We start from the raw sequence: 24,120 nt of genomic DNA, 5'->3' as shown, positions 1-24,120 counted from the left end.
CCCGTAGCTCAGCTGGATAGAGCATCAGACTACGAATCTGAGGGTCGGACGTTCGAATCGTTCCGGGTGCGCCATTTCCTCCTTCGGGGCAGCGGTGGCTGCCTTTTTCCTATTTGTTTTCCCCCCTGGCCAGCGCGACCATGGCGTCAATGTCGCAATGCCGTTCCAGATGTGCGGCAAGCGTATCCAGAGAGTCTTCCACTGATCTGTCATAATCGGCTTTGGCCGACGTCGCACCAATGCGTTGCAGCAAGGCGGCGCGCAACTGCGTGCTGGCGAGAAGGCCATGGACATAGCTCCCCATCACGCGCCCGTCCGGGCTGATCGCCCCGTCCGGCTTGTTTCCCAGTATCGCAAAGGGTCGCGCGCAGCCTGGCCCCTCGGTGCGACCCATATGCATTTCATAGCCGTGAAAATCTGCTGTCAGCGCGCGGCCGCGGACCTGTTCCAGCGTCTTGGCACCGACAAGAATGGTGTCCACCTCAAGCAGGCCCAAACCGTTGATCTCGCGCACCGAGCCTTCGATGCCGTCGGGATCGCGGATCGTCCGGCCCAGCATCTGATAGCCGCCGCAAAGCCCCAGCACGGCGCCGCCTCTGCGATGGTGCGCGCGTATGTCGATATCCCAGCCCTGTTCGACCATCGCGCGCATGTCCGCGATCGTAGCCTTCGACCCGGGCAGGATCACGAGCGCAGCATCACCCGGAATGGGTTGGCCAGGCCCGATCATGCGTAGGTCGACGGCCGGCTCCAGCTTCAACGGGTCGAGATCATCGAAATTGGAGATGCGCGGTAATACTGGGCAGGCGATGACGATCGGCGCTTCTATGGAGGCAACTGGGCGCTCGAGCACCACCGCATCTTCACTGGGTAGCCGCGCGACGGCATTCAGCCAGGGAACGACGCCGAAGCCCCGCCAGCCCGAACGCTCCGCAATCTGGCGATAGCCATCCTCGAACAGGGACAGGTCGCCACGGAATTTGTTGATCAGGAAGCCGCGGATCATGGCTGCATCGGCGGCATCGAGCACGGCGCGCGTGCCGACGACCGCCGCGATAACACCGCCCCTGTCTATGTCGCCGACCAATATGACGGGAACATCGGCGGCGCGCGCAAAGCCCATATTGGCGATATCGCCAGCGCGCAGATTGATTTCGGCAGGGGAGCCAGCGCCCTCCACCACGACGATGTCACATTGGCCGCGCAGCCGGTGATAGCTTTCAAGCACTTCGTCCAGCAGCGCGCCGCGAGCGGCTCGGAAATTGCCCGATCCCAATGTCCCGCGCACCTGCCCATGCACGATCAGTTGGGAACTGCGGTCGGCCTGCGGTTTCAGCAGCACCGGGTTCATGTCCGTATGCGCGGGAACGCCGCAGGCTATCGCCTGGAGTGCCTGGGCGCGGCCAATTTCTCCGCCATCGACTGTGACAGCCGCGTTGTTCGACATATTCTGGGGTTTGAAGGGGCGCACGTTATGGCCCCGAAGCCTCAATGCCCGGCACAGCCCCGCGACCAGAACCGATTTGCCGACGTCAGAGCCGGTCCCCTGCAACATGATCGCGCCCATCGCGCGCTCTTGCCCGACCGGGACCGGCAGTGCAACTCAAAGCCCGCGCTGATACTCCACAGCGTCAATGATCTTACCGCCGGCCATGAATACCGCGCCCGTACAGGCCAACGCCAGCAACTGGCCGCCGAATCCGGGATATTGCTGGACGTAAACGGCGCCACGTTCAGTCGCGCCAAGCGCGAGCGCATAGATAATGAGAAACGCCTCGAACTTGGTCTTGATCGTGAAAAGGCCCTTGATCCGTTCCATCATCGTCCCATTGGCTGGTCGCCCCGTCAGGGAAGAAGATCGCCCGAAAGCTGCAAATGGTCAACAAGCGTTAACCATGATTGCTCGATCCGGGCGATAAGGCGAGTGTCGCCCAAGTCATCCGGCGCGATTTCCTCTGGCCAGTAGGTCGCGACGATCCGGGCAATTTCGTCCAGCTTGCGCTCGTCGAGCAAAAAGCGCGGGTCGATTGTGGCCGGATCAGCCACCACGCGCAGCCGCAGGCAGGCCGGACCACCGCCATTGGCCATGGACTGGCGGACATCCACGGGAATAATGCGGCGGATCGGGCCATTGCCCGCGATCATCTGATGCAACCAAGTCCATACGGCTGGCGTGTCCTTGGCTTCTGTCGGCAGCACCAACGCCATGACGCCGTCGGGCAGGGTAACGAGCTGCGCGTTGAAGAGGTAGCTGCGGATCGCATCGGCCAGGCTGACCGCGCTCGCTGGCACTTCGACGATCTCCACGCAGGGCAGCGCGTCCCGCAGGGCGGTATAGAAGGCGTCCTTGTCCGCGAAGGCCTGCTCATGGGTAAAGAGCACGCGCTCATTCGCAACGGCGACCACGTCGTTATGGAATGCGCCGGCGGCGATCGCTTCCTCCGATTGCTGGACGAACAGGCTGCGCGCTGGGTCCAGACCATGCAGCCGCGCGACCGCCTTGCTGGCCTCCACATGCTGGCGGGCGGGGAAGGGGCCGCCCGACTGGCCATAGACGAAGACCTCTACCCCCGGCACGTCATGGCGTTCGGCGAGGCGCATGTGATTGGCCGCGCCTTCATCGCCAAAGGGCGGGGGCACAGGATCATGCACGGCAAAGCTGCGCGTATCGGAAAAGGCTAGGCGCAGCTGCGCCAGTGTCTGTGGCCATTCATGGCTGCGATGCGGCATGGTGACGAGATTGGCGACGGTCATGTGCGCGCGCCCATCGCGCGTATCAGCAGCAGGAGACACCGTCGCCGCATTGGCCGCCCACATTGAGGAGGCTGACATGGCGGCGGCGCGAATATGCGGCTCGGCGCCCGACACATCGGTCCCCAACCGAGCCAGCCAGTCGCCATCGGGGCGCCATTGCGGCAGGAAGAGGCCCTGCTTCAGACCGAGCGCCACATTGCCCCGCATCTTTTCCAGTCCCTGCAAGGCGGCGGCGCGGGGCTGCGACACTGCGCCAGCATTGCGCGCGGAAGCAAGGTTGCCGAGGCTGAGGCCCGCATAATTGTGACTGGGACCGATGAGACCGTCAAAATTGATTTCGGTGATGCTCATGCCCGACCCGCCATGGTGAAGCGGTTCCCGATTTCAAGGCCGATCCGCTTGACGCTTCCGGCGTCGAGCGAAATGGCACCATCCGCGTGCTCTTCGATAAGCCCCCAGGTGCAGCGATAATCGGCAAGCTGCCCACAGGCTATCAGCATTTTCTGCCCGCCGCTTTCATGCGTGGCGGCCAGCGTGACGTCGCGCGCGGCGGCGATGGTTTTTAACTGATCGACCTGACCAACCATGGTCGGCCCCCCGTCGAAAATATCGACATAGCCGGCATTTTCAAACCCTTCGGTATCCAGCATCCGCATCGCGGCGCGGCCATTGGGGTGGGGCAGGCCAATGACAGCGCGGGCACTATCGGGCAGCATCGCGGTGTAGATGGGCGTCTTGGGCATCAGGTCGGCGATGAACTGGTTGCCGTTGACGGCGTTGAATTCATCGGCCTCCTGAAAGCTCATGCCGAAGAACCGGCCCGCCAAGCCATCCCAAAAGGGCGACCCGCCCGCCTCGTCAATGACGCCGCGCAGTTCGGCGATGACCCGGTCGCCAAAGCGCGCGCGGTGATTGCGGATATAGAGGTAGCGGCTGCGCGCCAGCAACAGCCCCAGGCCTTCCGCCCGTTCGCGCGGATGAAGAAACAGGCCGCCCACTTCGACGGACCCTTCCAGATCGGTGGTCAGCGAAAGCATCTGCGCGCGAAAGGTGCGACCCAGTTCGCGACTATGCTGAGTCAGCATGCCAAGGCGATAGGAATAAAAGGGCCAGTTTTGCCCGACGGTCGAGTAAATCTGGCATGTGCCGCGCACTTGCCTCGTTTCGACATTCTCCAGCACCATGACGATCAGTTCGTCCTCGATGCCTTCGCTCGTGCGCGCGAGCGCCTTTTCCGTCCGTTCAAGCTTCGCCGACAGGGACGCGCGATCGGGCGGCAAATTCGTAAATCCGCCGCCAGTAAGCTTGGCCATTTCATATAGCGTCTGTAAATCGTCCGCGCGCGCGATGCGCATGATGAAGCTCAAGCGGTCATCCTCTCTCTTGTCCCGGTTGAAACTGGCCCTGCGCGATACGCCACAGGGAAAGCCCCGACAGCCGCGCGCGTTCGGGCAGGCTGTCGGCCAATAGAAATTCCGCGTCGCTGTGAATGCTGCCACCGCGCACGCCCATGGTATCGACAACCGGTACGCCGCAGGCGGCAATATTATTACCATCGCACACCCCGCCCGTATCGCGCCATCCGATCGACAGGCCAAGGTCTGCGCCGCATTGCCTGACCAAGCCGAACAGCCGTTCGGCCTTGGCGTCCATGGGCTTGGGCGGGCGGCCAAACCCGCCGTGAAGGTGGAGCGTGACGTCATGATCACGCGCGATGTCGGCCATGGCGCGATCGATCAAGGCGCGCGCTGCCTGTTCGTCATCGGGCGTGCGAGGGCGGAAATTGACGCGCAGGACAGCATGGTCCGGCACGACATTGTTTGGACCGCCACCATCAATCCTGGCCGGGTTGCAGGAAAAGCCGGATCCGCTGGCGGCCTTGAGGCGAAGGGCCAGGTCCGCCGCTGCGAGCAGGGCGTTGCGGCCATCGTCGGGGTTGCGACCGGCATGGGCGCTGCGGCCCGTGACGATCACGGAAAAATTACCGCTGCCCGCTCTCGCGCCCGCCAAAGTCCCGTCCGGCAGCGCCGGTTCATAGGTGAAGGCGGCCAATTTGCCTGCCGCCCTGTCGCGCAGCAACGCGGCTGACGATGCGCTGCCCACTTCTTCGTCGCTGTTGATGACCACGTCATAGCCGACATGATCGACCACGCCGGTCGCTTCCAGTGCTGACAGCGCAGCGAGCATGACCGCTATGCCGCCTTTCATGTCCGCGACGCCCGGTCCATTGAGGATGCCGGGTTCCAGCCAGCGCTGGTTCTGAAACGGATGATCGATCGCGAAGACCGTATCCATATGCCCGGTCAGCAACAGGCGTGTGGCTGCCGCGGGCCGCACGGATAGGAGCAGATGCTGACCATGGACGAGCGGCTGTACACGGCCATCGGGCGCGATGCTCTCTACGGGGGCGGGATCAACAAGCGTCACGTCGCCGGGCAGGGCGCTGAATGCGTCGGCCAGCATCGTCGCCATGTGCGCAAGGCCGTCGATATTGCGCGATCCGCTGTTGATCATCGCCCATTGCTGCACCTGCTCCAGCATCGGCGCGGCAGCCGCATGGTCCAGCAGTCGTTCTTCTTCCACAGACAATCGGGTCATGCCCTTTGTCTATCAGAGGCTGGAACGGCGCTCCACCCCCGCACGAAAATTACGCATGTCAGAAATCATATGTCAGGGTCAGACGGCTCAGCGTATCGAAGTCGCGGGCGGCCAATACTGTTTCAGATTCATATTGGATGTTGTAGGAAAAGGCAGCCGACCAGCGGGTGCTCACTTTTGTTTCCAGTGAAGTCAGGGCGTTGAGTGTATAGACGTCGCTTTCGGCATAGCCAGATGCGGTCTGCTTGAAGGTCAGCGTCGGACTGGCGCGCCAGGCCAGCGCCATGGATCCGCGCGCGCCCAATTTGGTTTCGCGTTCTCCGATCAGATATTTCACATGACGTATCGATGGGCCGATGTCGGCCGACAGATCCACAGGCTTGCTGACGATCAGCTTGTACCCGATTCCTGCCGACGCGGTGTAGCGCTCGTCATAACCGATTGAAGTGTCCCTTTCGAACTGCGCCAGGCCGTAGGCGAAGCCGCGCGGATCGAACTCGTAACGTGGTTCATAGCCGGCAAAATAGCGTTCGCGCGATGTGACGCCATTGGCGCGGCGGTAATCCGCGCTCGCTGTCAGTTTATGCGTCCACTGGATGCCGGTGCGTGTCGCAGTGGCCGATGCGCTGATGCCCAGTTCGCTGGTCGACCCCGTCGAACGGAAACCTCCGGCCTCGATCCGGCCGGTCCACAGGTCGCCGATGCCGGCTTCGCGGATGACGGTTTCGTGCGTCGCCTTGGTTCGTTCTTTCCAGCTGTTGACCATCCTCTGAATCTGATCGGCGGACTGGGGATTTGTCTGCTTGGCGATCTTCGCGACGGTCGCGATGTCGGTTTCGTTGCCATTGGCGATCGCCGCTTCCAGCATTTCGCGAACGGATGCGGGCAGCAATGCGTCCTCGGCGGCGTCGGCGGTGACGGGCAGGACGACGAGAGACAGCGATAACGGTAACAGAAGAGCGCGCATGGCGCCTTCATATCGTCTCGACAGCGAAAATTAACCCCCTTAGCGGCGGATCGATCAGATAAGCGCCCGGAATTCCTGCACGATGTCGCGATAGAGCTTGCGCTTGAACGGGACGATGAGGTCCGGCAGCGTTTCCGGCGCAGCCCATTTCCAGGCCCGGAACTCGGGATGATCGGTTGCGATGTCGATATCGCTGTCCTGTCCCAGAAAGCGGGCGAGGAACCAATATTGTCGCTGGCCGCGATATTTGCCGCCCCAAAGCTTTCCGATCAGTTCGGGCGGCAGGTCGTAGAAATGCTCATCCTTCGCCTTGGCGATGATGTCGACATGCGTGCGGTCAATGCCCGTTTCCTCGCGCAGTTCGCGCAACGCTGCTGTCCTGGCATCTTCCCCCTCGTCAATGCCACCCTGCGGCATTTGCCAGGCCTCGACGACATTATCGAGTCGTTGGCCGACAAAGACCTTTCCTTCCGTATTGACGAGCATGATGCCGACGCAGGGGCGATACCCCATTTCCTGTTCCTTGGACGCCAAAGTCGTAAGTCCCCAGTTGCCATAGTCCTGACGGCTCGTCCTCAAGGCCGCCTTCGGCGTCTCAAAGACGCTGCGCGACGATAAACCGGGCTTCTGGCGCCGTCCATGGGCCGAATCGGCCCCGCATCTCTCCCGCATGGCGAATTGCGACAAGCTGCCCTAATGGACGCTTGGAACCGGGATATGTTGCCCGGCATTGGATACGAATGACCGCTCCCGTGCTGCTCTGGTTCCGCCAGGATCTTCGCCTTTCCGATCAGGCCGCTCTTATCGCCGCAGCGTCTGAGGGGCCGGTTGTCCCGGTCTATGTGCTGGACGACGATACACCGCGGCAATGGGCCATGGGCGGGGCCTCCCGCTGGTGGTTGCACCATAGTCTGGCTAGCCTGGACACGGCGTTGCGGGAAAAGGGGTCACGTCTGACCCTGCGCCGTGGCAAAAGCGCCGATGTGCTTCAGGCATTGGCGAAAGAATGCGGAGCGGGACGCGTCCATGCGCTGCACCATTATGAACCTTGGTGGCGCAATGCGGAAAAGGCCGTCGCCAAGGCGCTGGACCTTTGCCTGCATGATGGCATCTTGCTGCTGCCGCCCGGTGCGGTGCGAACAGGATCGGGGGGCATCTATAAAATCTATACACCGTTCGCCCGCGCCGTCATGGAACAGATGCCGCCGGCAGCCCCGAACCGGACCCCCGCCATCATCGACGCGCCGGAATCCTGGCCGGAAACTGACCGGTTGAGCGATTGGGGCCTGTTGCCCACCAAGCCTGACTGGGCCGGCGGTTTCAAAAAGGACTGGACGCCCGGCGAGGACGGCGCGCAGGCCAATGTCGCCGCGTTCATCGACGAGGTTGGGGATTATCCTACCGGGCGCAACCTGCCCTCGGTCGAGGGGACGTCCCGCCTGTCGCCTCATCTTCACTATGGCGAAGTCTCTCCTGCCTATGTCTGGCACCGGGTGACGGCTTCCAACGCAGACGCGGAGATATTCCTCAAAGAACTGATCTGGCGGGACTATACCCATACGCAAATTTGCGAGATGCCCGCCTATGGGTCGAAAAATGCGCGCGATGACTTCGACCGGATGGATTGGCGAGACTTGCGGGAGGCGCGGGGCGATTTCATCGCCTGGAAGAAGGGGCGCACCGGCTATCCCATTGTCGACGCTGGCATGCGGCAATTATGGACCACTGGATGGATGCATAACCGTGTGCGCATGATCGCGGCCAGCTTCCTGATCAAGCATCTGCTGATCGACTGGCGACATGGCGCGAAATGGTTCTGGGATACGCTGGTCGACGCGGATTATGCCAATAACAGCGTCAATTGGCAGTGGGTCGCCGGCAGCGGGATCGACGCCAATATGTTCAGCCGTATCATGGCGCCGCTGACCCAGTCCGAAAAGTTCAATGCAGGCGATTATATTCGCCAATGGGTGCCGGAATTGGCCGCCTTGTCGAATGAGGTCATTCATGATCCCGATGCCCATGACGCCCGGCCGGACGATTATCCAGCCAAAATCATAGGCCACAAGGCGGGGCGCGAACGCGCGCTGGCGGCCTATCGTCGCATCAAGGGATGATTGCAGCGCGCGATGGCTTGCGGCAGGATCGCAGCCATGAACGCGACCGATCCCCGCCGCGGCCGACAGGCCCCGTCCGTCTTCAGGCAATCCCGCATTACGGGGAGCGCCGGCATCTCTCGTTGGATTGCGCCCCTGTTTCATCAGATGCTGAATCGGATCGACCAGGGTCTTGAGGCGGGATCACTGGAAGCAGACCTGCCGGATGGTACGCGCCGACTGCTGGGCGGTCGGGCGGCAGGACCCGATTGCGTCGTTCATCTGCATAGCTGGCGCGCTCTGGTGCGATTGGCGACCGGCGGCTCGGCGGGCTGGTATCGCGCCTGGGCTGCGGGTGAATGGGCCAGTCCTGATCCGGTGCCGCTCTTTGCCCTTTTCATGCGCAATGCCGTCAGCCTGGGCCAGCTTGCCAGGCCGCGTGGGCCAACCCGATGGATTGGCCGCATATGGCACTGGCTGCGCCGCAACAGCAGGGCGGGGTCACGGCACAATATCGCCTTTCATTATGATCTGGGCAATGATTTCTACCAGCCTTGGCTGGATGAAGACATGCATTATTCCAGTGGCTTGTTCGCCGATACGGACAATTGGTTGGAGCCGTTGGAAGCCGCGCAGAGACGCAAGGTTGATGCCATACTCGATCGCCTGACCCTCAAGGATGGCGATGCATTGCTGGAAATTGGATGCGGTTGGGGCGGGCTGGCGGAGCGGGCAATGGAACGGCGAGCGCTGCGCTACACTGGCCTGACGCTGTCGAGCGAGCAGGCCGACTATGCCCGCGACCGGCTGGGGTCAGGGGCCAGCGTGGAGTTGATGGATTATCGCGACGCGAGGGGCATCTATGACGGCATTGCCAGCGTCGAGATGGTGGAGGCGGTGGGGCAGCGTTACTGGCCCGATTATCTTGCAGCCATTTATCGGCTTCTGAAACCTGGCGGCCGCGCTGCGATCCAGTATATCCTGATCGACGACGCGATTTTCGAGCGCTATGCGCGCGGCGTCGATTTCATCCAGACCTATATCTTTCCCGGCGGCATGCTGATTTCGGAAAGCCGTTTCCGGCGCATTGCGCAGGAGATGGGGCTTGAATGGCGCGACGAACGCAGGTTCGGCCTACATTATGCCGAAACGCTGCGCCGTTGGCGGCAGTGCTTTGATCGCGCCATTGAAGAAGGACGGCTGCCAGCCGGTTTTGACCAGCATTTCGTTGCGTTGTGGCGCTATTATCTGATGTATTGCGAGGGCGGGTTTCGCGGCGGCGGCATCGATGTCGCGCAGGTGACATTGGTGAAGCCTGCGTAACGCTCAGCCGTCGACGCGCATGCGGTGGCCCGTCGGCGTATCGCGCACCACCAGATCGACGATGGCGTCGGCCACTGTTTCGGGACCTTTGAGCGTGGCGGGATCTTCGCCGGGATAGGCGCGGGCGCGCATGGCCGTGCGGGTCGCGCCGGGATCGACGATATGGGTGCGGATAGCGGAAATGTTCCGCACTTCCTCTCCATAGGCGCCAATCAGCGTCTCCAGCGCCGCCTTGGACGCGCCATAGGCGCCCCAATAGGCGCGCGGCGCCGTTCCGACCGAGGATGTCAATGCGACGACGCGCGCGTCGCTGCTTGCGCGTAGCATGGAATCGAACGCTGCGATCAATGCCTGAGGTGCGGCGATATTGAGCGTCAGCAGGCGCGCAAATTCCTTAGCGTCGATCGCCTGCACAGCAGCCAGCGACCCCAGCGTCGCAGCATTCAGGACCATGATATCCAGCGCGGACCAGCGGCCCCCGATCGCCTGCGCCAGGCGGCCGATGCTGTCGCCGTCGATCAGGTCCAGTGGCGCGATAGTCGCGCTGCCGCCGGTGGCATGGATACGCTCTTCCACTTCCTCCAGCGCGCCGGGCGTTCGCGCGGTCAAAATGACGTGCGCGCCTGCCTTGGCAAGCGCTTCGGCCGTAGCGGCGCCAATGCCCCGACTGGCGCCGGTGACGAGTGCCAGCTTGCCGGTAAGAGGAAGGTTGGACATGGCACTCCCGTCATTGCCGACCGGGGGCCGGACTTGTCATTTGTTTGGAAAGAAGGGGCGGCCATGGCGAGGCTGCCCCTTTACGCGTGTCAGACGACCCGTTCGGCCAGCAGTTCGAACTGGTTCTGAACCACCGCTTCGTCCTGATCGGTCAGCGTGGTCGGATAATCGCCGGTGAAGCAGGCGTCGCAATATTGCGGCCGTATGTCGGCCCGCTTCGCTTCGCCCAATGCCTTGTACAGGCCGTCGATCGAGATGAAGGACAGGCTGTCGGCGTGAATGAAGTCCTGCATGCCGCCAATGTCGAGCCGGTGGGCGAGCAGCTTGGTGCGCTCAGGCGTGTCTACGCCATAGAAGCAGCTATGCTTGGTCGGCGGCGATGCGATGCGCATATGAACTTCGGCAGCGCCGGCCTCACGCATCATCTGCACGATCTTGAGCGAGGTGGTGCCGCGTACGATCGAATCGTCGATCAGCACGATGCGCTTGCCCGCGATCAGCGCGCGATTGGCATTGTGCTTGAGCTTCACGCCCAAGTGACGGACCTTATCGCCCGGCTGGATGAAGGTGCGGCCGATATAGTGCGACCGGATGATGCCCAGTTCAAACGGAATGCCCGATTCCTGGGCATAGCCAATGGCGGCAGGCACGCCGCTATCAGGCACGGGGATGACGTAATCGGCCTCGACGGGGTTTTCGATCGCCAGCTGCGCGCCAATCGCCTTGCGCACCGAATAGACGCTGGAGCCGTCCACGATCGAATCGGGCCTGCTGAAATAGACATGCTCGAAGATGCAGGGGCGTGCATGGGTTTCGCCGAAGGGGCGGTGGGACCGGATTTCACCACTGTTGGTGACGATGACCAACTCGCCCGGTTCGACGGTGCGGACATAATCCGCGCCCACCACATCGAGCGCCACCGTTTCCGATGCGAAGATGGTTGCGTCGCCCAGCGTGCCCATGACCAGCGGGCGGATGCCCAGCGGATCACGGCAAGCGATCATGCCTTCGGGCGTCATGACGATCAGCGAATAGGCGCCTTCCACCTGCTTGAGGGCGTCGATGAATTTGTCCAGCAGCGTCCGGTAGCTGGACGTGGCCACGAGATGGATGATGACTTCGGTGTCGGACGTCGACTGGAAGATAGAGCCGCGACGAATCAATTCGCGGCGCAACTTCATCGCGTTGGAGATATTGCCGTTATGCGCCACGGAGAAGCCGCCGGAATTGAGTTCGGCATATAGCGGCTGCACGTTGCGCAGCGATGTTTCGCCGGTGGTGGAATAGCGAACATGGCCGCAGGCGCTCTCGCCCGGGAGGCTGCGAATCACATCGTCGCGGTCGAAATTCCCCGCGACATGCCCCATCGCCCGATGGGTATGGAATTCGTGGCCGTCCCAGCTGGTGATGCCGGCGGCCTCCTGGCCGCGATGCTGGAGCGCGTGGAGGCCGAGCGCGACGATAGCGGAGGCCGTTTCCGCGCGCGAGACGCCGAAAATGCCGCATTCCTCGCGCAACTTGTCGTCGTCGAAGGGATTTGTCGTGATCATGGGTGCGAACCGGTTCCGTTGCCGTTCTTGCCGCCCGTCCGGGCCGCCTTTGAGCGCGCATATAGTCGCTTGAGGGCGGTTTGTCGCCTCCTTGTCACAAAAAACCGGCTAAACGCCAACAACGCTGCGTTTCTCGCTCTGCGCTATCGGCAAAAAGCCCTACTGGCGCAGTCCGTTCGGCGCAGCTACACACGCAGCCCTGATGCATCGTTTCGCCAACCCAGCCCGCTTCTTGAAGATCGCGCGTCCATTAACGCTGTGGCTGTTCTGGCCCGGACTGATGCTGATCCTGATCGGCGCGGTTTGCGGACTGCTGGTGACGCCGGCCGATTATCTTCAAGGACAGACGGTACGCATTCTCTATATCCATGTCCCTGCCGCATGGCTGGGCATGGGCGGCTGGACGGGTATCGCCCTTGCCGCTCTGATGCAGCTGGTTTGGCGACATCCGCTTGCAGCCATAGCGGGGCGGGCGATCGCGGCGCCCGGCGCCCTGTTCACGGCCATCTGCCTGGCGACCGGCTCCATCTGGGGGCGGCCGACCTGGGGCACCTGGTGGGAATGGGACGGGCGCATGACATCCATGCTGGTGCTGCTGTTCCTCTATCTGGGCTATATCGCGCTGGCCAATGCCAGCGCCCGCGACGGGCAGGGCGGCGTCAGCAGCGTGACCGCGATCTTTGGACTGGTCGGCGCGGTCAACATTCCTATCATCAACCGATCCGTGGTGTGGTGGAACAGCCTGCACCAAGGGCCGAGCATCACGATGCGTGGCTCTACCATCGAAACGGCGCTGCTGTGGCCTTTGGGCCTGACTTTGCTGGGCTTCTCCCTCTGGTTCGGCGCGATCGTGCTGATGCGGATGCGCGCGATCCTGGCGCAGAACAAGGTTGAGGCGCGGATGCAGCGTCTGGCGAGAGGATAAAATGAACCAGTGGGCCTTCGTGATTGCCGCCTATGCCGTGACGGCGATCGCGACAATTGTCATGAGTTTCCTAAACTGGCGCGCGATGGCGTGCGCTGAACGCGCAGCGGAACGGCTGTCGGACAGACCATGAAGGCAAAGCATCAAAGGCTGATGCTGGCGCTTGTTGCGCTGGCTGCAATCGTCGGCGCGGGGTTGCTCGCCGCGTCGGCGCTCAAGGACGAAGCCGCCTATTTTTATGCGCCCGCCGACGTCGAGGCCAAGGGCGTGGAGCCGGGCCGCGCGATCCGGCTGGGCGGCATGGTGGTGAAGGGAAGCCTGAAGCGGGCAGCCGATGGCGTCACCATCCGGTTCGATGTCACCGATGGGAAGGCAACGGTGCCGGCGACCTTTAGCGGCATCGCGCCCGACCTGTTCAAGGAGGGCAGCGGGGTCGTTGCGGAAGGCGCCTTCGACAACCAGGGAACCTTCGTCGCGACCAATCTGCTCGCCAAGCATGACGAACGCTATATGCCGCGGGAACTGGAGGGGATGCAGTATAATGAAACCACGCATCAGCTGAAGGTGAAGCCTTGATCGCGGAAGCCGGTCTTATCGCCCTCTGGCTCGCCGCGTCCCTCGCGCTGCTTCAGCTGTTCCTCGCTTTCGCGGGCCTGAAAGGCGGCAAGGTGGAATTGCTGGCTGCCATGCGTCCGGTCGCGGTCGCGCAGGGCGTGCTGACGGCGCTTGCCTTCGCGCTGCTCATCACCCTTTTCCTGCGGTCGGACATGTCGGTGCTGCTGGTCGCGATGAACAGCCATTCGGCCAAGCCCTGGCTATACAAATTCGCAGGCACCTGGGGCAATCATGAAGGGTCGATGCTGCTGTGGGTCGCGGTGATGGGCGTGGCGGGCGGCGCCGTCGCCCTGTTCGAGCGGGCCTTGCGGCGCGATACGCATATGGCGACATTGGGCGCGCAAGCGGCCATTTCCTTGGGTTTCTACGCCTTCCTGCTGTTTTCGTCCAATCCCTTCGCGCGAGTCGACCCGCCGCCGCCTGACGGCCAGGGCCTCAATCCGCTGTTGCAGGACCCCGGTCTCGCCTTCCATCCGCCTACGCTTTACCTCGGCTATGTCGGCCTGTCGGTCGCCTTTTCCTTCGCGGTCGGCGCGTTGCTGACCCGCGCGGTCGATGCTGCCTTCGCGCGGGCGATGCGTCCCTGGGTATTGGGCGCATGGATATTGCTGACGCTCGGCATCACGGCGGGCAGCTATTGGGCTTATTATGAGCTGGGCTGGGGCGGCTGGTGGTTCTGGGACCCGGTGGAAAATGCCTCGCTGATGCCATGGCTGGCGGCCACGGCCTTGCTGCACAGCGTCACGGTATTGGCGACGCGCGATGGCCTGCGCGCGTGGACCATCATGCTGGCGGTGGTCGCCTTCTCCATGTCGATGGTCGGCACATTCCTGGTGCGGTCGGGCATCTTGACGAGCGTCCACGCGTTCGCCGTCGATCCCGAGCGGGGCAGCTTCATCCTCGCGCTACTCGCTGTCTATATCGGCGGCGCGTTGGCGCTGTTTGGCTGGCGCATCGGGTCGGTGCGGGAAGGTGCGCCGTTCGAACTGGTCAGTCGTGAAACGCTGCTGGTGGTGAACAATCTCCTGCTGTCGGTGATTTTGGGGATCGTGCTTATCGGGACACTCTACCCCCTGATGACCGAAGCCTTTGGCCATAAGGTTTCGGTGGGTGCGCCCTATTTCGACCGGATCGCCGGGCCGATCGCGCTGACGTTGATGATCGCAATGGCGGTAGGGCCGCTGACCCGTTGGCGGCGCGATCGGCTGCCGGCGGTGGGCAGGCGTCTGGTCATACCGGCGACGGGTGGTGCGATGGCAGCCGTGTTCATAGCGGCAGTCGCGTGGGGGCGGATCGGCCCGCTGCCCTTTTTCGGGCTGACTGTCGCCATTGGTGTCGGCATTGCGAGCTTAGCGCCGCTCTGGAAGCGCAAGCTGCTGCGTACCCCTTTGTTCACCTGGGGTATGGTGATCGCCCATTTGGGCTGCGCTGTCAGCCTGGCGGGCATGGCATGCGATTCGGCCTTCACGGTTGAAAAACTGGTCGCGGCGCGACCGGGGGAAGCGATTCGCACGGCCGGTTGGACGCTGCGCTTCGTTAAAATCATGCCGCTGGCTGGCGACAATTGGACGGCGCTGCAAGCGGATATGGCGGTCGATCGCGGCGGGCGCGCGGTGATGATGCGCCCCCAGTCCCGTTTCTTCACGTCGCCACCGACCACCACGAGCGAAGCGGCGTTGCTGACGCAGTGGGATGGCCAGCTCTATGTCGTGCTGGGCGAAGAGGTTGAAGGCGGCCGCTGGCAGCTGCGCATCTGGTGGAAACCGTTTGTGACGTTGATCTGGTTTGGCGGCGTGCTGATCGCCTTGGGTGGCGCGCTGGCGCTGGTCGGGCACGAACGGCGCGGATGGCTGGTGAAATGGCGTAGTCGGAGGGCGGTGGCATGAGGCGGATCCTGATCTGGTTGCCGCTGCTGCTGTTTGTGGCGTTCATCGGCCTGTTCGCCAGCGGCCTGTTCCAGCCGGATGATCGCATCATCCATTCAAGGCTGGTCGGTCAGCCCCTCCCGGCCTTTGATCTCCCCGCCGCCGCGAGCGATCGTCCTGGCCTTAGCAGCGAGGCCATGACCAGCGGCCAGCCCCGGCTCCTCAACATCTTTGCCAGCTGGTGCGTGCCCTGTATGGTCGAAGCGCCCCAGTTGATGGCATTGAAGCAGGCTGGCGTTGCCATCGACGCCATCGCCATCCGCGATGCACGGAGCGATGTCGACGCGTTTCTGGCACGCAACGGCAACCCCTATCAGCGGATCGGGCTGGACGCGCGCAGCGCCGTCCAGATCGCCCTTGGGTCTTCCGGCGTCCCGGAAACATTCGTGATCGATGGACGGGGGCGCATCGCCTATCAGCATATCGGAGAAATCCGCGCCGATGACGTGCCGACAATTTTGGCGCGGCTGGAGGATGCTCGATGAAGGCGCTGATCGCCTTGTTTCTGGCGTTTGCCGCCGCGCCGGCGCTGGCACAGACCGCGCTGCCGCCCGCACCATGGGCCGACCGGCAGATACCCGATGCGCGGCAGGAGCGCGCTGCAAAGGCACTGATGGAAACCATTCGCTGTCTCACCTGCCAGAGCCAGTCGATCGCCGATTCCAATGCCAGCATGGCGGCCGACATGCGATCGCAGATACGCGAGCGCATCATGGCGGGGGAAAGGCCCGAAGCGATCCGGGCCTGGCTGGTGGCGCGCTACGGCGATTGGGTCAGCTATGCGCCAAGCGCCGATCCGATTCTGTGGCCGCTGTGGGCGGCGCCGCTGGTCCTGCTGGCTTTGGGGCTTGTCCTCATGCGCGGTCGGATCAGGAGGAGCAGGTCGTGACCGGTTGGCTCATCGCTTCTGCATTGGCGGCACTGGTTTTGGTCGGGCTTCTGTTGCTTGGCCGTATCCCTCGATCAGCATGGGAAATCAGCGCCGCCGCCCTGCTGCTGGGGCTGGCTGGCTATGCGTGGCAGGGCAATCCCGGGCTTGCCGGGGCGCCTCGCCGGGTTGCCGAAGCCGATGGGCAGCCGTTTGACGAGGCGCTTGCGCAAAAACGGCGTGGCCTGGCCGAACGATTTGGCCCAGCGGCGCAATGGATGATGTTGTCCGACGGGCTCGCACGGCAGGGCAAGACCAAGGCGGCCGCCAATGTGCTGCTGTCGGCCCTGCGTGATCAGCCCGACGACCCGAATTTATGGCTGGGGCTGGGCAATGCCTTGGTTGCGCATGGCGATGGCGTGCTCTCGCCCGGCGCGCAGTTTGCCTATCGCAGGGCCTTGTCTATCGACCCTGAAGCGCCGGCGCCGCGCTATTTCTACGGTTTGGCGCTGGCCCGCGCAGGACAGTTGCAGGCGGCGCGCGACCTGTGGGCGCCGCTGGTCGCGCGTGCGCCTGCTGACAGTGAAGTGCGTAAGGAACTTGAAAGCAATATCGCGCGTATCGACGCCATGCTGGCGGGTCGTGAGGCTGGTCAGCCATGATGCGGTGCAGCGTTCGCGTTGCACGGCGGCAGGAGCCGTGATAGGGCGCGGCGGTTTGCGGGGGTAGCGGACTTTTCCGCCCAAGCCCCCGGGTGGGTGTCCAGACGAGCATGACCATTCGGCATATCATTCATGGCTGATCTTCTTCCCAATACCGCTCCTTCGTCTTCGGAAGAAGGAGAGGGCGGTCACGGCCATGTGCGGCAGAAGGCCACGGCGAAGCTGGTAGTCGGCGCGATCGGCATCGTGTTCGGCGACATCGGCACCAGCCCGCTCTATGCGTTTCGGGAGACCTTTGCGGGCCATCACCACCTTGATCTTGATCCGGATCATATATTGGGCGTCATCAGCCTGATGTTCTGGTCGATGATGCTGGTGGTCACGCTCAAATATGTCAGCATCATCATGCGTGCGGACAATAAGGGCGAGGGCGGCAGCTTGGCGCTGCTCGCACTGATCAACGGCCAGACGAAGACGCAGCGCTGGTCGCGGGGCATTGTATTGCTGGGCGTGTTCGCCACTGCGCTGTTCTATGGCGACTCGATGATCACGCCAGCGGTTTCGGTGCTGTCGGCGGTTGAGGGTATCGCGGTCTATAATCCCAATCTTGCGCCGATGATCCTGCCGGTGGCAATCCTCATCCTGCTCGGCTTATTCTGGATACAGGGGCTGGGCACAAATCGGGTGGCATCGCTGTTCGGCCCGATCATGCTCACCTATTTCGTGACGATCGCGACCCTTGGCGTGATTTCGATCCTTCAGACGCCCGGCATCCTGTTCGCGCTCAATCCCTATTGGGCGTTCATGTTCTTCGTCACCGATCCGCTGCCAGCGTTCCTGGCCCTGGGTTCGGTCGTGCTGGCCGTGACGGGCGCTGAGGCGCTCTATGCCGACATGGGGCATTTCGGCCGCAGCCCGATTCGAGTGTCATGGCTCGCCTTCGTCCTGCCGGCCTTGATGATGAACTATATGGGACAGGGCGCCTTGCTGTTCCGCGACGGTGCGGCTGCCCTGGACAGCCCTTTCTACAATCTCGCCCCGCAATGGGGTCAGTTGCCGCTGGTCATCCTCGCCACCATGGCGGCGATCATTGCGTCGCAAGCCGTCATATCCGGTGCCTTTTCGGTGACGCAGCAGGCGATCCAGCTCGGCTTCATGCCGCGGCTGCGCATTTCGCATACCAGCGCATCGGCGGCGGGGCAGATCTATATCCCCCTCATCAACTGGGGGCTGATGACGATGGTCATCCTGCTGGTGCTGGTGTTCCGGACTTCGTCCAACCTGACGGCGGCCTATGGCATCGCGGTCACCGGCGCGATGTTCATCGACAATTTGCTGCTGACCGTGCTGCTGTACCGGCTGTGGCGCTGGAAATGGTATTATGCCGCGCCCCTGCTGGCGGTGTTCTTCCTGGTCGACGGCGCCTATCTGGCCGCCAACATGACGAAGGTGCCCGATGGCGGATGGTTCCCTCTGTTGATCGGCTTCATCGTGTTTACCTTGCTCACGACCTGGTCGCGCGGGCGCAGGCTGGTGCAGGACCGCTTGCGCGAGGCGGCAATGCCGATACCGGTCTTTGTTGCGTCCGCTGCCAACAGCGCCGTGCGCGTGCCGGGCACGGCCGTGTTCATGACGTCAACGCCGGACGGCGTGCCCCATGCGCTGCTGCACAATTTGAAGCACAACAAGGTGCTGCACGAGCGCGTGATCCTGCTGACGGTCAAGATCAAGGATGTGCCGGTCGTCGAGGATGAGGGGCGTGCGAAGCTGGAAGATCTGGGCCGGGGATTTTTCCGCCTGATTCTTCAATATGGTTTCATGCAGGAACCCGACGTGCCGGCCGCGCTCAAGAATGTCACGGGATGCGGTCAGGCGTTCAAAATGATGGACACCAGTTTCTTTCTGGCGCGGCAGACCCTGTTGCCGTCGGCCAAACCTGGCATGCCGCTGTGGCGGGAAAAAATCTTTGCCTGGATGCTGCGGAATGCGGAAAGTGCGATGGAATTTTTCCGCCTACCTACCAACCGCGTCGTCGAACTGGGCAGTCAGGTTGAAATCTGACGCTGCGACCTGCGAAGTTCACACCGTTCAGAGGTGAACGATGGCCATCCATCGTTTCTGAAATCGGCCTATAAAAAGGGCGCGACCAAGAAGGTCGCGCCCCACATTCTCTTATCATCCACCGATCAGGCGGCGTCGCGATCCGTCGCGTTGATGTCGACCAGCTGACCACCATTGATGGCGATCTTCTTGGGCTTCATCGCTTCGGGCACTTCGCGCACCAGTTCGATCACCAGCAGACCGTCCGCAAGGTCGGCCTTTTCCACGCGCACGAAGTCCGCCAGTTCGAAGCGGCGTTCGAAGCTGCGGTTCGCGATGCCGACATGCAGGAATTTGGAACGATCCGCCGCCGTATCGTCCTTGCGGCCGATCACCTGCAGCAGATTCTGCTGCGCGGTGATGTCGATCTCATCAGGGCGGAAACCCGCCACGGCGAGGGTCACGCGGTAGCGATCCTCGGACAGCCGCTCAATGTTGAAGGGCGGATAATTGTCGCTCTGCTGCAACCGGGCATTATTTTCGATCAGGTCGAACAGACGATCGAAGCCCACGGTCGAGCGGCGATAGGGGGTCAAGTCAAAAGCACGCATCGTCATAATCTCCTAAAGAGCAAAATGAACCATGCCGAACCCGTCACACCGGCGTCCGGCGATACCATGCCCGGCCCCATGAGGCGGCCGGACGATTGGGATATGGTTTGACGAATGCCGCTTTCAAGAGGCCCGAATATGCCCAGGCATTCGGCGCGATCCATTGCGCGGAACCGATCATGCGGCGGTCCGCCAAAGGCATTTCGCAATGGCAATATTGAAGTTTGTTGTGTCGCAGCAAGCAACGGCCAAGACGCCGAAAGGCCAGGATGGTCGTGCTGAAGAAAAAGCACCCGGATCATGCTTTCATGATCCGGGTGCTTAATGGACGATTGCTCGTCTCCCCCTTGGCCTGCCTCAACCACTTCTTAGCCCCCTAAGCTCGAAGCGGGATGCAGTATCCCTGAACCACGGCCTTTCACCTGTGCTTCGACTGTCTTGCTATGCTTGCTGCGACGGCGAGTCACGGGCAAAATCGGGACGTGGTGATTTTCGGTGCGACCCTGTGGCGACGATGCAACAATCCGGCAATGCTTGCCGTGGGTCCCGGCCGGTCCTAGAGCCTGCTGCAAACCACCATCGAAGGGCCGTTCGCGCCACATGATTCTTTCCCGTTACGAACGCATGATTGCCAAGCGCTATTTGCTGCCGGGCAAGGGCGAGGGCTTCATCTTCCTGGTTGCGGGCATCAGCCTGGTCGCGGTCATGCTGGGCGTTGCGGCGCTCATCATCGTCATGAGCGTGATGAATGGCTTTCGCGCCGAACTGTTCGACAAGATTGTCGGTTTGAACGGCCATGCCGTGGTGCAGGGCTATGGCGGGCGGCTGCCGGACTGGCAGTCCATCCTGAAGCAGGCAAAGGCGACGCCGGGCGTCACCAGCGCGACGCCGATGATCGAGCAGCCTTTGCTGGCGACGTTCAACGGCCGGGTCGAAGCGGTTCTGGTCCGGGGCATGACCGTGCCCGACATTCGCGCGAACAAAACGCTGAAGGGAAAGGTGCTGGCCGGCAGTCTGGACAGCCTGACGCCGGGCGCGGGAAAAGTCGGCATCGGGTCGCGGCTTGCTGAAAATCTGGGCGTCCAGCTGGGCGACAGTCTGACCATCATCAATCCTGCGGGCCGATCGACTCCCTTTGGAACCGTGCCGCGGCAGATATCCTACCAGGTGTCGGCCATCTTCGAGGTCGGCATCTATGATTATGACAAGGCGATGGTCGTGATGCCGGTGGAGGATGCGCAGACGCTTCTCCTGCTGGGCGATGTCGTCGGCATGATCGAGGTGGAGACGGTCAATCCGGACAGGGTCGGTCAGATATTGGAGCCGCTGGCGGCAAAGGTCGCCGGCCGTGCGGTCATCACCGACTGGCGGCAGATGAATGCGTCCCTGTTCGAAGCGCTGGCGGTCGAGCGGGTGGCGATGTTCGTCGTCCTGTCCATCATCGTGCTGGTTGCGGTGTTCAACATCCTCTCCTCGCTCATCATGCTGGTGCGTGCGAAGACCCGCGACATCGCGATCCTGCGCACGATGGGGGCAAGCCGGGCAGGGCTGGTCAAGATTTTCATGACGGTTGGTGTGACGATCGGCACGTTGGGCATGGTGGCTGGCATGGCGCTGGGCTTCACCTTCCTTTTCTTCCGGCAGAGCGTTGTAAACGCGATCCAATTCGTGACCGGTCAGAATTTGTGGGATCCATCGATCCGCTTCCTGACAGAATTGCCGTCACAGCCCGATCCGGTCGAAATCGCGGTGATTTGCGTCATGGCATTGCTGTTCAGCTTTCTTGCCACCCTCTATCCGGCTTTCAAGGCCGCCAATACCGATCCGGTCCAGGTGCTGCGTTATGAATGATGTTCTCAAAGTCACCGACCTTGCGCGCAGCTTCACCCAGGGCGGCGTGACGATCGATGTGCTGCGCGGCGTCGACCTGCGCGTGGGCGAAGGCGAGATCGTGGCGCTGCTGGGGCCTTCGGGCTCGGGCAAATCGACGCTGTTGCAGGCGGTCGGTCTGTTGGAAGGCGGGTTCGAAGGATCGATCCGGATCGCGGGGGAGGAAGCGGCGAAGCTGGACAATGATGGACGCACCCGGCTGCGCCGCGATGCGTTGGGTTTCGTGTATCAGTTCCATCATCTGCTGCCCGATTTCAATGCCACCGAGAATGTGGTGCTGCCCCAGGTCATTCGCGATGCGGACATGGCGAGCGCGCAGGCGCGCGCGGAATCGCTGCTGACGTCACTGGGGCTAGGCCACAGGCTGGACCATCGTCCGAGCCAATTGTCGGGCGGCGAGCAGCAGCGCGTCGCCGTGGCCCGCGCGCTGGCGAACCGGCCGGCGCTGGTGCTGGCGGACGAGCCGACGGGCAATCTGGACGAGCGCACGGCCGACGTGGTCCTGGCCGAATTCCTGCGGCTGGTCAGAGGCGAAGGCTCCGCAGCGCTGGTCGCCACGCACAATGAGCGGCTGGCGCAGAAAATGGACCGGGTGGTGCGATTGCACGAAGGCCGTTTGCAAACGGCCTGACGCCAATGATCGCGTCTCAGGCCGCGTCCCGCATCGCCGCGACCAACACCCGATCGCGCCCCTGCGCCTTGGCACGCAGCAGCGCAGCGTCGGCGGTTTTGAGGAGGCGGTCGGCGCGGCCATGATCGGGAAAGGCTGACAGGCCGAAACTTGCGGTCACCGGTCCCAGCGCCGTGCCGCCATGATCGACGCGCAGATCCTGTAACTGTTTCTGTATCTGTTCCGCGCGGGCCAGGGCCTGATCCAGCGAGAAGCCCGGCATCAGGACGACGAATTCCTCACCACCTAGCCGAAAGGCGTGCCCTTCCTCGCGCAGAGAATCGTTCAGTAAAGCGCCCACCGCGCGCAGGATCGCATCGCCGGCATCATGCCCATGATTGTCATTAAATTGCTTGAAATGGTCGATGTCGATCATCAGGCAGGAGAGCGGCGTGGCGTTGCGATCGGCCTCCTGCGCCAGCCTGCTGAACAGCAGGTCGAACTGCCGGCGATTGGGCAGGCCGGTCAGGGGATCGACCATCGCCATGTCGCGCAGCACGTCGCGCAGGCGCAGGTTGGATAGGGCAAGACCGATATTTTCCGCCAGCATCTCCAGATAGGTGCCGCTGCGCTCCAGATGCGTTGCGCTCGCGCCCGCAGGTTCCTCGAAATAGAGAAGGCCGATGCTCTCACCCTGCGCTGTGAGGGGGATGCAGATCGTCTGGACACCGCCCTGCGCGTCCAGATGCTCGCATGGAATATCGACCATGTCGCCAACCGGTCGATGAGTCTGGCCCCGGCGCAGCGCCCAGCAGGCCGAAGGCGCAAATTCCGTCACCGAATGCGTGGGGTCCAGCCATTCGCAGGCCTGGGCCATCGCATTGCGCCGTGCATCGTAGATGTACAGCTTGCCCGGAAAGTCGGGCGTTATTTCGGGCACGAATCGGCGCACGACTCCGACCAGATCGGCGGTGTCGTCACAGCCCTGTAGCCGTTGCGTCAGGCGTGACAGAAGATCGCGCATCCGGTGGTCGATGGCGCGTTCGCGTTCCAGCCTTTGGCGTTCCAGACCATTTTCCCGGAAGATCCGGATCGCCTGCGCCATATCGCCTATTTCATCGACATGCGCCATTTCGGGCGGGATCGCGTCATAATCCTGCGCCGCCAGTCGAGTCACGACATCGCTCAGCCGCACCACGGGGCGAAGAATGCGTTGCTTGAGAACGAAATAGAGGACGCACAGGAACAGCAGCGCTGTGGCGGCCAGCATGATTTCCGACATGGTGCGCCACAGCCGCGCGCTTTCGGTGGCGCGGGCGACGGCCTGATCCGTGCGTTGGTCCAGCATATATTGGAAGCGGGCGATCTGGGCGGCGACCCGGTCCATTTCCCGCCCATATTCGTCGCCGAACAGGATGGCGCGCGCGGATTGCGCGTCGCCGCTCTGAACGGCCTTCAACGCCGTTTCCTGCTCCTCTATCAGCGCATCCGCCCAATGGATGCCCTGCCGCAATGCCTGAAGTTCGCTGTAGCTGGCGCCGGCATCCTTGAGATGACGAACGCGCTCCTCGACCGACCGCAAACCGTCACGTTCACGGCGATAGGCGATCAGGTGGCTGGGGTTGCCGGTGACGACGAAGCCGCGCGCCTGTTCGCTAAGGCGATAGACATCCTCTTCCAGCGTGGCGGTAAGCTGGTCGAAGGTCGCGCGCTGGGTAACGGCGGCACGCTCCTGCTCCTCGACGGACGAGGCGAGCAGCATGGTGGCGCCGGACACGAGGGTCAGCGCGACGGTGGCGCCATAGGCCCAGTTGGTAATCGTGGAAAGCCGCATGGCGGCAATCTACCGGCCAGAAGTTGGCGATTGATTAAGCATGACAGCGAAGTGGACGGATGTGCGATCCCGTCGTCCTCCTTTCGTCCACAGCTTTCGCGCGTCGGGGGCTGGCGCCGACTCATGCTCGACGCC

At 62.7% G+C, this 24,120-nt stretch carries 24 protein-coding genes; 12 read left to right on the top strand and 12 right to left on the bottom strand.

Annotation, left to right across the window (positions count from 1 at the left end):
• Nucleotides 1–109: 109 nt before the first annotated feature.
• Genes LL253_RS13720 through LL253_RS13690 form a run of 7 tightly spaced genes read right to left on the bottom strand, consistent with a single transcriptional unit; the run spans nt 110 to nt 6,853 of the window.
• A complete protein-coding gene (locus tag LL253_RS13720; RefSeq protein ID WP_228227530.1) occupies nt 110–1,567 on the bottom strand; it encodes a cobyric acid synthase in 1,458 nt (485 codons plus the stop codon).
• Between the two features lie 36 nt (nt 1,568–1,603).
• Nucleotides 1,604–1,819 (bottom strand): hypothetical protein, encoded by a 216-nt coding sequence (locus tag LL253_RS13715; RefSeq protein WP_037542753.1) that lies wholly within the window; start codon nt 1,817–1,819, stop codon nt 1,604–1,606.
• A 26-nt stretch (nt 1,820–1,845) separates the two neighbouring features.
• Nucleotides 1,846–3,105, bottom strand: coding sequence for an N-succinylarginine dihydrolase (locus LL253_RS13710; RefSeq protein ID WP_228227529.1), 1,260 nt, complete (start codon nt 3,103–3,105; stop codon nt 1,846–1,848).
• Nucleotides 3,102–4,121, bottom strand: coding sequence for an arginine N-succinyltransferase (locus LL253_RS13705; protein ID WP_228227528.1), 1,020 nt, complete (start codon nt 4,119–4,121; stop codon nt 3,102–3,104). The genes LL253_RS13710 and LL253_RS13705 overlap by 4 nt, the downstream gene beginning before the upstream one ends.
• A 4-nt stretch (nt 4,122–4,125) precedes the next feature.
• Nucleotides 4,126–5,352: a hydrolase gene (locus LL253_RS13700; RefSeq protein WP_228227527.1), complete on the bottom strand. Its 1,227-nt coding sequence runs from the start codon at nt 5,350–5,352 to the stop codon at nt 4,126–4,128.
• Between the two features lie 58 nt (nt 5,353–5,410).
• Entirely contained in the window at nt 5,411–6,319 is a 909-nt protein-coding gene (locus LL253_RS13695) for a DUF481 domain-containing protein (protein WP_009821909.1), read from the bottom strand.
• 54 nt (nt 6,320–6,373) lie between these two features.
• Nucleotides 6,374–6,853, bottom strand: a complete 480-nt coding sequence (locus LL253_RS13690) for an RNA pyrophosphohydrolase (protein ID WP_037542298.1) — start codon at nt 6,851–6,853, stop codon at nt 6,374–6,376.
• Between the two features lie 206 nt (nt 6,854–7,059).
• Between LL253_RS13690 and LL253_RS13685 the strand changes: the two genes are divergently transcribed.
• Both LL253_RS13685 and LL253_RS13680 read left to right on the top strand, forming a co-directional pair.
• Entirely contained in the window at nt 7,060–8,436 is a 1,377-nt protein-coding gene (locus LL253_RS13685; protein WP_228227526.1) for a cryptochrome/photolyase family protein, read from the top strand.
• A 36-nt stretch (nt 8,437–8,472) separates the two neighbouring features.
• Nucleotides 8,473–9,738: an SAM-dependent methyltransferase gene (locus tag LL253_RS13680; protein WP_228227525.1), complete on the top strand. Its 1,266-nt coding sequence runs from the start codon at nt 8,473–8,475 to the stop codon at nt 9,736–9,738.
• Between the two features lie 3 nt (nt 9,739–9,741).
• Here the strand turns inward: LL253_RS13680 and LL253_RS13675 are convergent, their stop codons facing one another.
• Together LL253_RS13675 and purF are read right to left on the bottom strand one after the other, a co-directional pair.
• A complete protein-coding gene (locus LL253_RS13675; RefSeq protein ID WP_228227524.1) occupies nt 9,742–10,455 on the bottom strand; it encodes an SDR family NAD(P)-dependent oxidoreductase in 714 nt (237 codons plus the stop codon).
• An 89-nt stretch (nt 10,456–10,544) separates the two neighbouring features.
• Nucleotides 10,545–12,005, bottom strand: a complete 1,461-nt coding sequence (purF, locus tag LL253_RS13670) for an amidophosphoribosyltransferase (RefSeq protein WP_228222358.1) — start codon at nt 12,003–12,005, stop codon at nt 10,545–10,547.
• 202 nt (nt 12,006–12,207) lie between these two features.
• Between purF and ccmC the strand changes: the two genes are divergently transcribed.
• The 8 genes from ccmC (at nt 12,208) to LL253_RS13635 (ending at nt 19,061) form a co-directional block, all read left to right on the top strand.
• Nucleotides 12,208–12,930 (top strand): heme ABC transporter permease CcmC, encoded by a 723-nt coding sequence (gene ccmC / locus LL253_RS13665; RefSeq protein ID WP_009821903.1) that lies wholly within the window; start codon nt 12,208–12,210, stop codon nt 12,928–12,930.
• Nucleotide 12,931: 1 nt separating this feature from the next.
• Nucleotides 12,932–13,063, top strand: coding sequence for a hypothetical protein (locus tag LL253_RS19805; protein ID WP_266101005.1), 132 nt, complete (start codon nt 12,932–12,934; stop codon nt 13,061–13,063).
• Nucleotides 13,060–13,506, top strand: a complete 447-nt coding sequence (gene ccmE / locus LL253_RS13660) for a cytochrome c maturation protein CcmE (protein WP_228227523.1) — start codon at nt 13,060–13,062, stop codon at nt 13,504–13,506. Before LL253_RS19805 ends, ccmE begins: the two co-directional genes overlap by 4 nt.
• Nucleotides 13,503–15,431, top strand: a complete 1,929-nt coding sequence (locus LL253_RS13655) for a heme lyase CcmF/NrfE family subunit (protein ID WP_228227522.1) — start codon at nt 13,503–13,505, stop codon at nt 15,429–15,431. The genes ccmE and LL253_RS13655 overlap by 4 nt, the downstream gene beginning before the upstream one ends.
• Nucleotides 15,428–15,955: a redoxin family protein gene (locus LL253_RS13650; RefSeq protein ID WP_228227521.1), complete on the top strand. Its 528-nt coding sequence runs from the start codon at nt 15,428–15,430 to the stop codon at nt 15,953–15,955. The genes LL253_RS13655 and LL253_RS13650 overlap by 4 nt, the downstream gene beginning before the upstream one ends.
• On the top strand, nt 15,952–16,359 hold the full coding sequence (locus LL253_RS13645; protein WP_228227520.1) for a cytochrome c-type biogenesis protein: 408 nt from the start codon (nt 15,952–15,954) through the stop codon (nt 16,357–16,359). Before LL253_RS13650 ends, LL253_RS13645 begins: the two co-directional genes overlap by 4 nt.
• Nucleotides 16,356–17,000 carry a tetratricopeptide repeat protein gene (locus tag LL253_RS13640; protein WP_228227519.1) on the top strand — a complete coding sequence of 215 codons (645 nt, stop codon included), beginning with the start codon at nt 16,356–16,358 and terminating at the stop codon, nt 16,998–17,000. The genes LL253_RS13645 and LL253_RS13640 overlap by 4 nt, the downstream gene beginning before the upstream one ends.
• Nucleotides 17,001–17,132: 132 nt before the next feature.
• The gene (locus LL253_RS13635; RefSeq protein ID WP_228222364.1) at nt 17,133–19,061 is read left to right on the top strand and encodes a potassium transporter Kup; all 1,929 of its coding nucleotides are present in this window, start codon (nt 17,133–17,135) and stop codon (nt 19,059–19,061) included.
• A 125-nt stretch (nt 19,062–19,186) separates the two neighbouring features.
• Here the strand turns inward: LL253_RS13635 and LL253_RS13630 are convergent, their stop codons facing one another.
• Together LL253_RS13630 and LL253_RS13625 are read right to left on the bottom strand one after the other, a co-directional pair.
• The gene (locus LL253_RS13630; protein ID WP_228227518.1) at nt 19,187–19,657 is read right to left on the bottom strand and encodes an Hsp20 family protein; all 471 of its coding nucleotides are present in this window, start codon (nt 19,655–19,657) and stop codon (nt 19,187–19,189) included.
• Nucleotides 19,654–19,953, bottom strand: a complete 300-nt coding sequence (locus LL253_RS13625) for a hypothetical protein (RefSeq protein ID WP_228227517.1) — start codon at nt 19,951–19,953, stop codon at nt 19,654–19,656. Before LL253_RS13625 ends, LL253_RS13630 begins: the two co-directional genes overlap by 4 nt.
• Before the next feature lie 298 nt (nt 19,954–20,251).
• Here LL253_RS13625 and LL253_RS13620 point away from each other — a divergent pair, with 298 nt between their 5' ends.
• Both LL253_RS13620 and LL253_RS13615 read left to right on the top strand, forming a co-directional pair.
• A complete protein-coding gene (locus tag LL253_RS13620) occupies nt 20,252–21,502 on the top strand; it encodes a lipoprotein-releasing ABC transporter permease subunit (RefSeq protein ID WP_037542295.1) in 1,251 nt (416 codons plus the stop codon).
• Nucleotides 21,495–22,172 carry an ABC transporter ATP-binding protein gene (locus tag LL253_RS13615; protein WP_009821893.1) on the top strand — a complete coding sequence of 226 codons (678 nt, stop codon included), beginning with the start codon at nt 21,495–21,497 and terminating at the stop codon, nt 22,170–22,172. The genes LL253_RS13620 and LL253_RS13615 overlap by 8 nt, the downstream gene beginning before the upstream one ends.
• A 16-nt stretch (nt 22,173–22,188) precedes the next feature.
• Here LL253_RS13615 and LL253_RS13610 read toward each other — a convergent pair whose 3' ends face one another.
• Nucleotides 22,189–23,985: a sensor domain-containing diguanylate cyclase gene (locus tag LL253_RS13610; RefSeq protein ID WP_228227516.1), complete on the bottom strand. Its 1,797-nt coding sequence runs from the start codon at nt 23,983–23,985 to the stop codon at nt 22,189–22,191.
• Nucleotides 23,986–24,120: the final 135 nt, after the last annotated feature.

The organism is Sphingobium soli (genome assembly GCF_020782245.1).
In the GTDB taxonomy this organism is placed as follows: domain Bacteria; phylum Pseudomonadota; class Alphaproteobacteria; order Sphingomonadales; family Sphingomonadaceae; genus Sphingobium; species Sphingobium soli.
Note: the sequence above shows the minus strand (reverse complement) of the source record. Positions and strands in the feature narration are given on the sequence as shown.

What these genes read in the sequence shown, in the direction of transcription:
- LL253_RS13720 (WP_228227530.1), bottom strand. Translation starts at nt 1,567, where the DNA reads ATGGGCGCGATCATGTTGCAGGGGACCGGCTCTGACGTCGGCAAATCG.
- LL253_RS13715 (WP_037542753.1), bottom strand. Translation starts at nt 1,819, where the DNA reads ATGGAACGGATCAAGGGCCTTTTCACGATCAAGACCAAGTTCGAGGCG.
- LL253_RS13710 (WP_228227529.1), bottom strand. Translation starts at nt 3,105, where the DNA reads ATGAGCATCACCGAAATCAATTTTGACGGTCTCATCGGTCCCAGTCAC.
- LL253_RS13700 (WP_228227527.1), bottom strand. Translation starts at nt 5,352, where the DNA reads ATGACCCGATTGTCTGTGGAAGAAGAACGACTGCTGGACCATGCGGCT.
- LL253_RS13695 (WP_009821909.1), bottom strand. Translation starts at nt 6,319, where the DNA reads ATGCGCGCTCTTCTGTTACCGTTATCGCTGTCTCTCGTCGTCCTGCCC.
- LL253_RS13685 (WP_228227526.1), top strand. Translation starts at nt 7,060, where the DNA reads ATGACCGCTCCCGTGCTGCTCTGGTTCCGCCAGGATCTTCGCCTTTCC.
- LL253_RS13680 (WP_228227525.1), top strand. Translation starts at nt 8,473, where the DNA reads ATGAACGCGACCGATCCCCGCCGCGGCCGACAGGCCCCGTCCGTCTTC.
- LL253_RS13675 (WP_228227524.1), bottom strand. Translation starts at nt 10,455, where the DNA reads ATGTCCAACCTTCCTCTTACCGGCAAGCTGGCACTCGTCACCGGCGCC.
- purF (WP_228222358.1), bottom strand. Translation starts at nt 12,005, where the DNA reads ATGATCACGACAAATCCCTTCGACGACGACAAGTTGCGCGAGGAATGC.
- ccmC (WP_009821903.1), top strand. Translation starts at nt 12,208, where the DNA reads ATGCATCGTTTCGCCAACCCAGCCCGCTTCTTGAAGATCGCGCGTCCA.
- LL253_RS19805 (WP_266101005.1), top strand. Translation starts at nt 12,932, where the DNA reads ATGAACCAGTGGGCCTTCGTGATTGCCGCCTATGCCGTGACGGCGATC.
- ccmE (WP_228227523.1), top strand. Translation starts at nt 13,060, where the DNA reads ATGAAGGCAAAGCATCAAAGGCTGATGCTGGCGCTTGTTGCGCTGGCT.
- LL253_RS13650 (WP_228227521.1), top strand. Translation starts at nt 15,428, where the DNA reads ATGAGGCGGATCCTGATCTGGTTGCCGCTGCTGCTGTTTGTGGCGTTC.
- LL253_RS13645 (WP_228227520.1), top strand. Translation starts at nt 15,952, where the DNA reads ATGAAGGCGCTGATCGCCTTGTTTCTGGCGTTTGCCGCCGCGCCGGCG.
- LL253_RS13635 (WP_228222364.1), top strand. Translation starts at nt 17,133, where the DNA reads ATGGCTGATCTTCTTCCCAATACCGCTCCTTCGTCTTCGGAAGAAGGA.
- LL253_RS13630 (WP_228227518.1), bottom strand. Translation starts at nt 19,657, where the DNA reads ATGACGATGCGTGCTTTTGACTTGACCCCCTATCGCCGCTCGACCGTG.
- LL253_RS13625 (WP_228227517.1), bottom strand. Translation starts at nt 19,953, where the DNA reads ATGATCCGGGTGCTTTTTCTTCAGCACGACCATCCTGGCCTTTCGGCG.
- LL253_RS13620 (WP_037542295.1), top strand. Translation starts at nt 20,252, where the DNA reads ATGATTCTTTCCCGTTACGAACGCATGATTGCCAAGCGCTATTTGCTG.
- LL253_RS13615 (WP_009821893.1), top strand. Translation starts at nt 21,495, where the DNA reads ATGAATGATGTTCTCAAAGTCACCGACCTTGCGCGCAGCTTCACCCAG.
- LL253_RS13610 (WP_228227516.1), bottom strand. Translation starts at nt 23,985, where the DNA reads ATGCGGCTTTCCACGATTACCAACTGGGCCTATGGCGCCACCGTCGCG.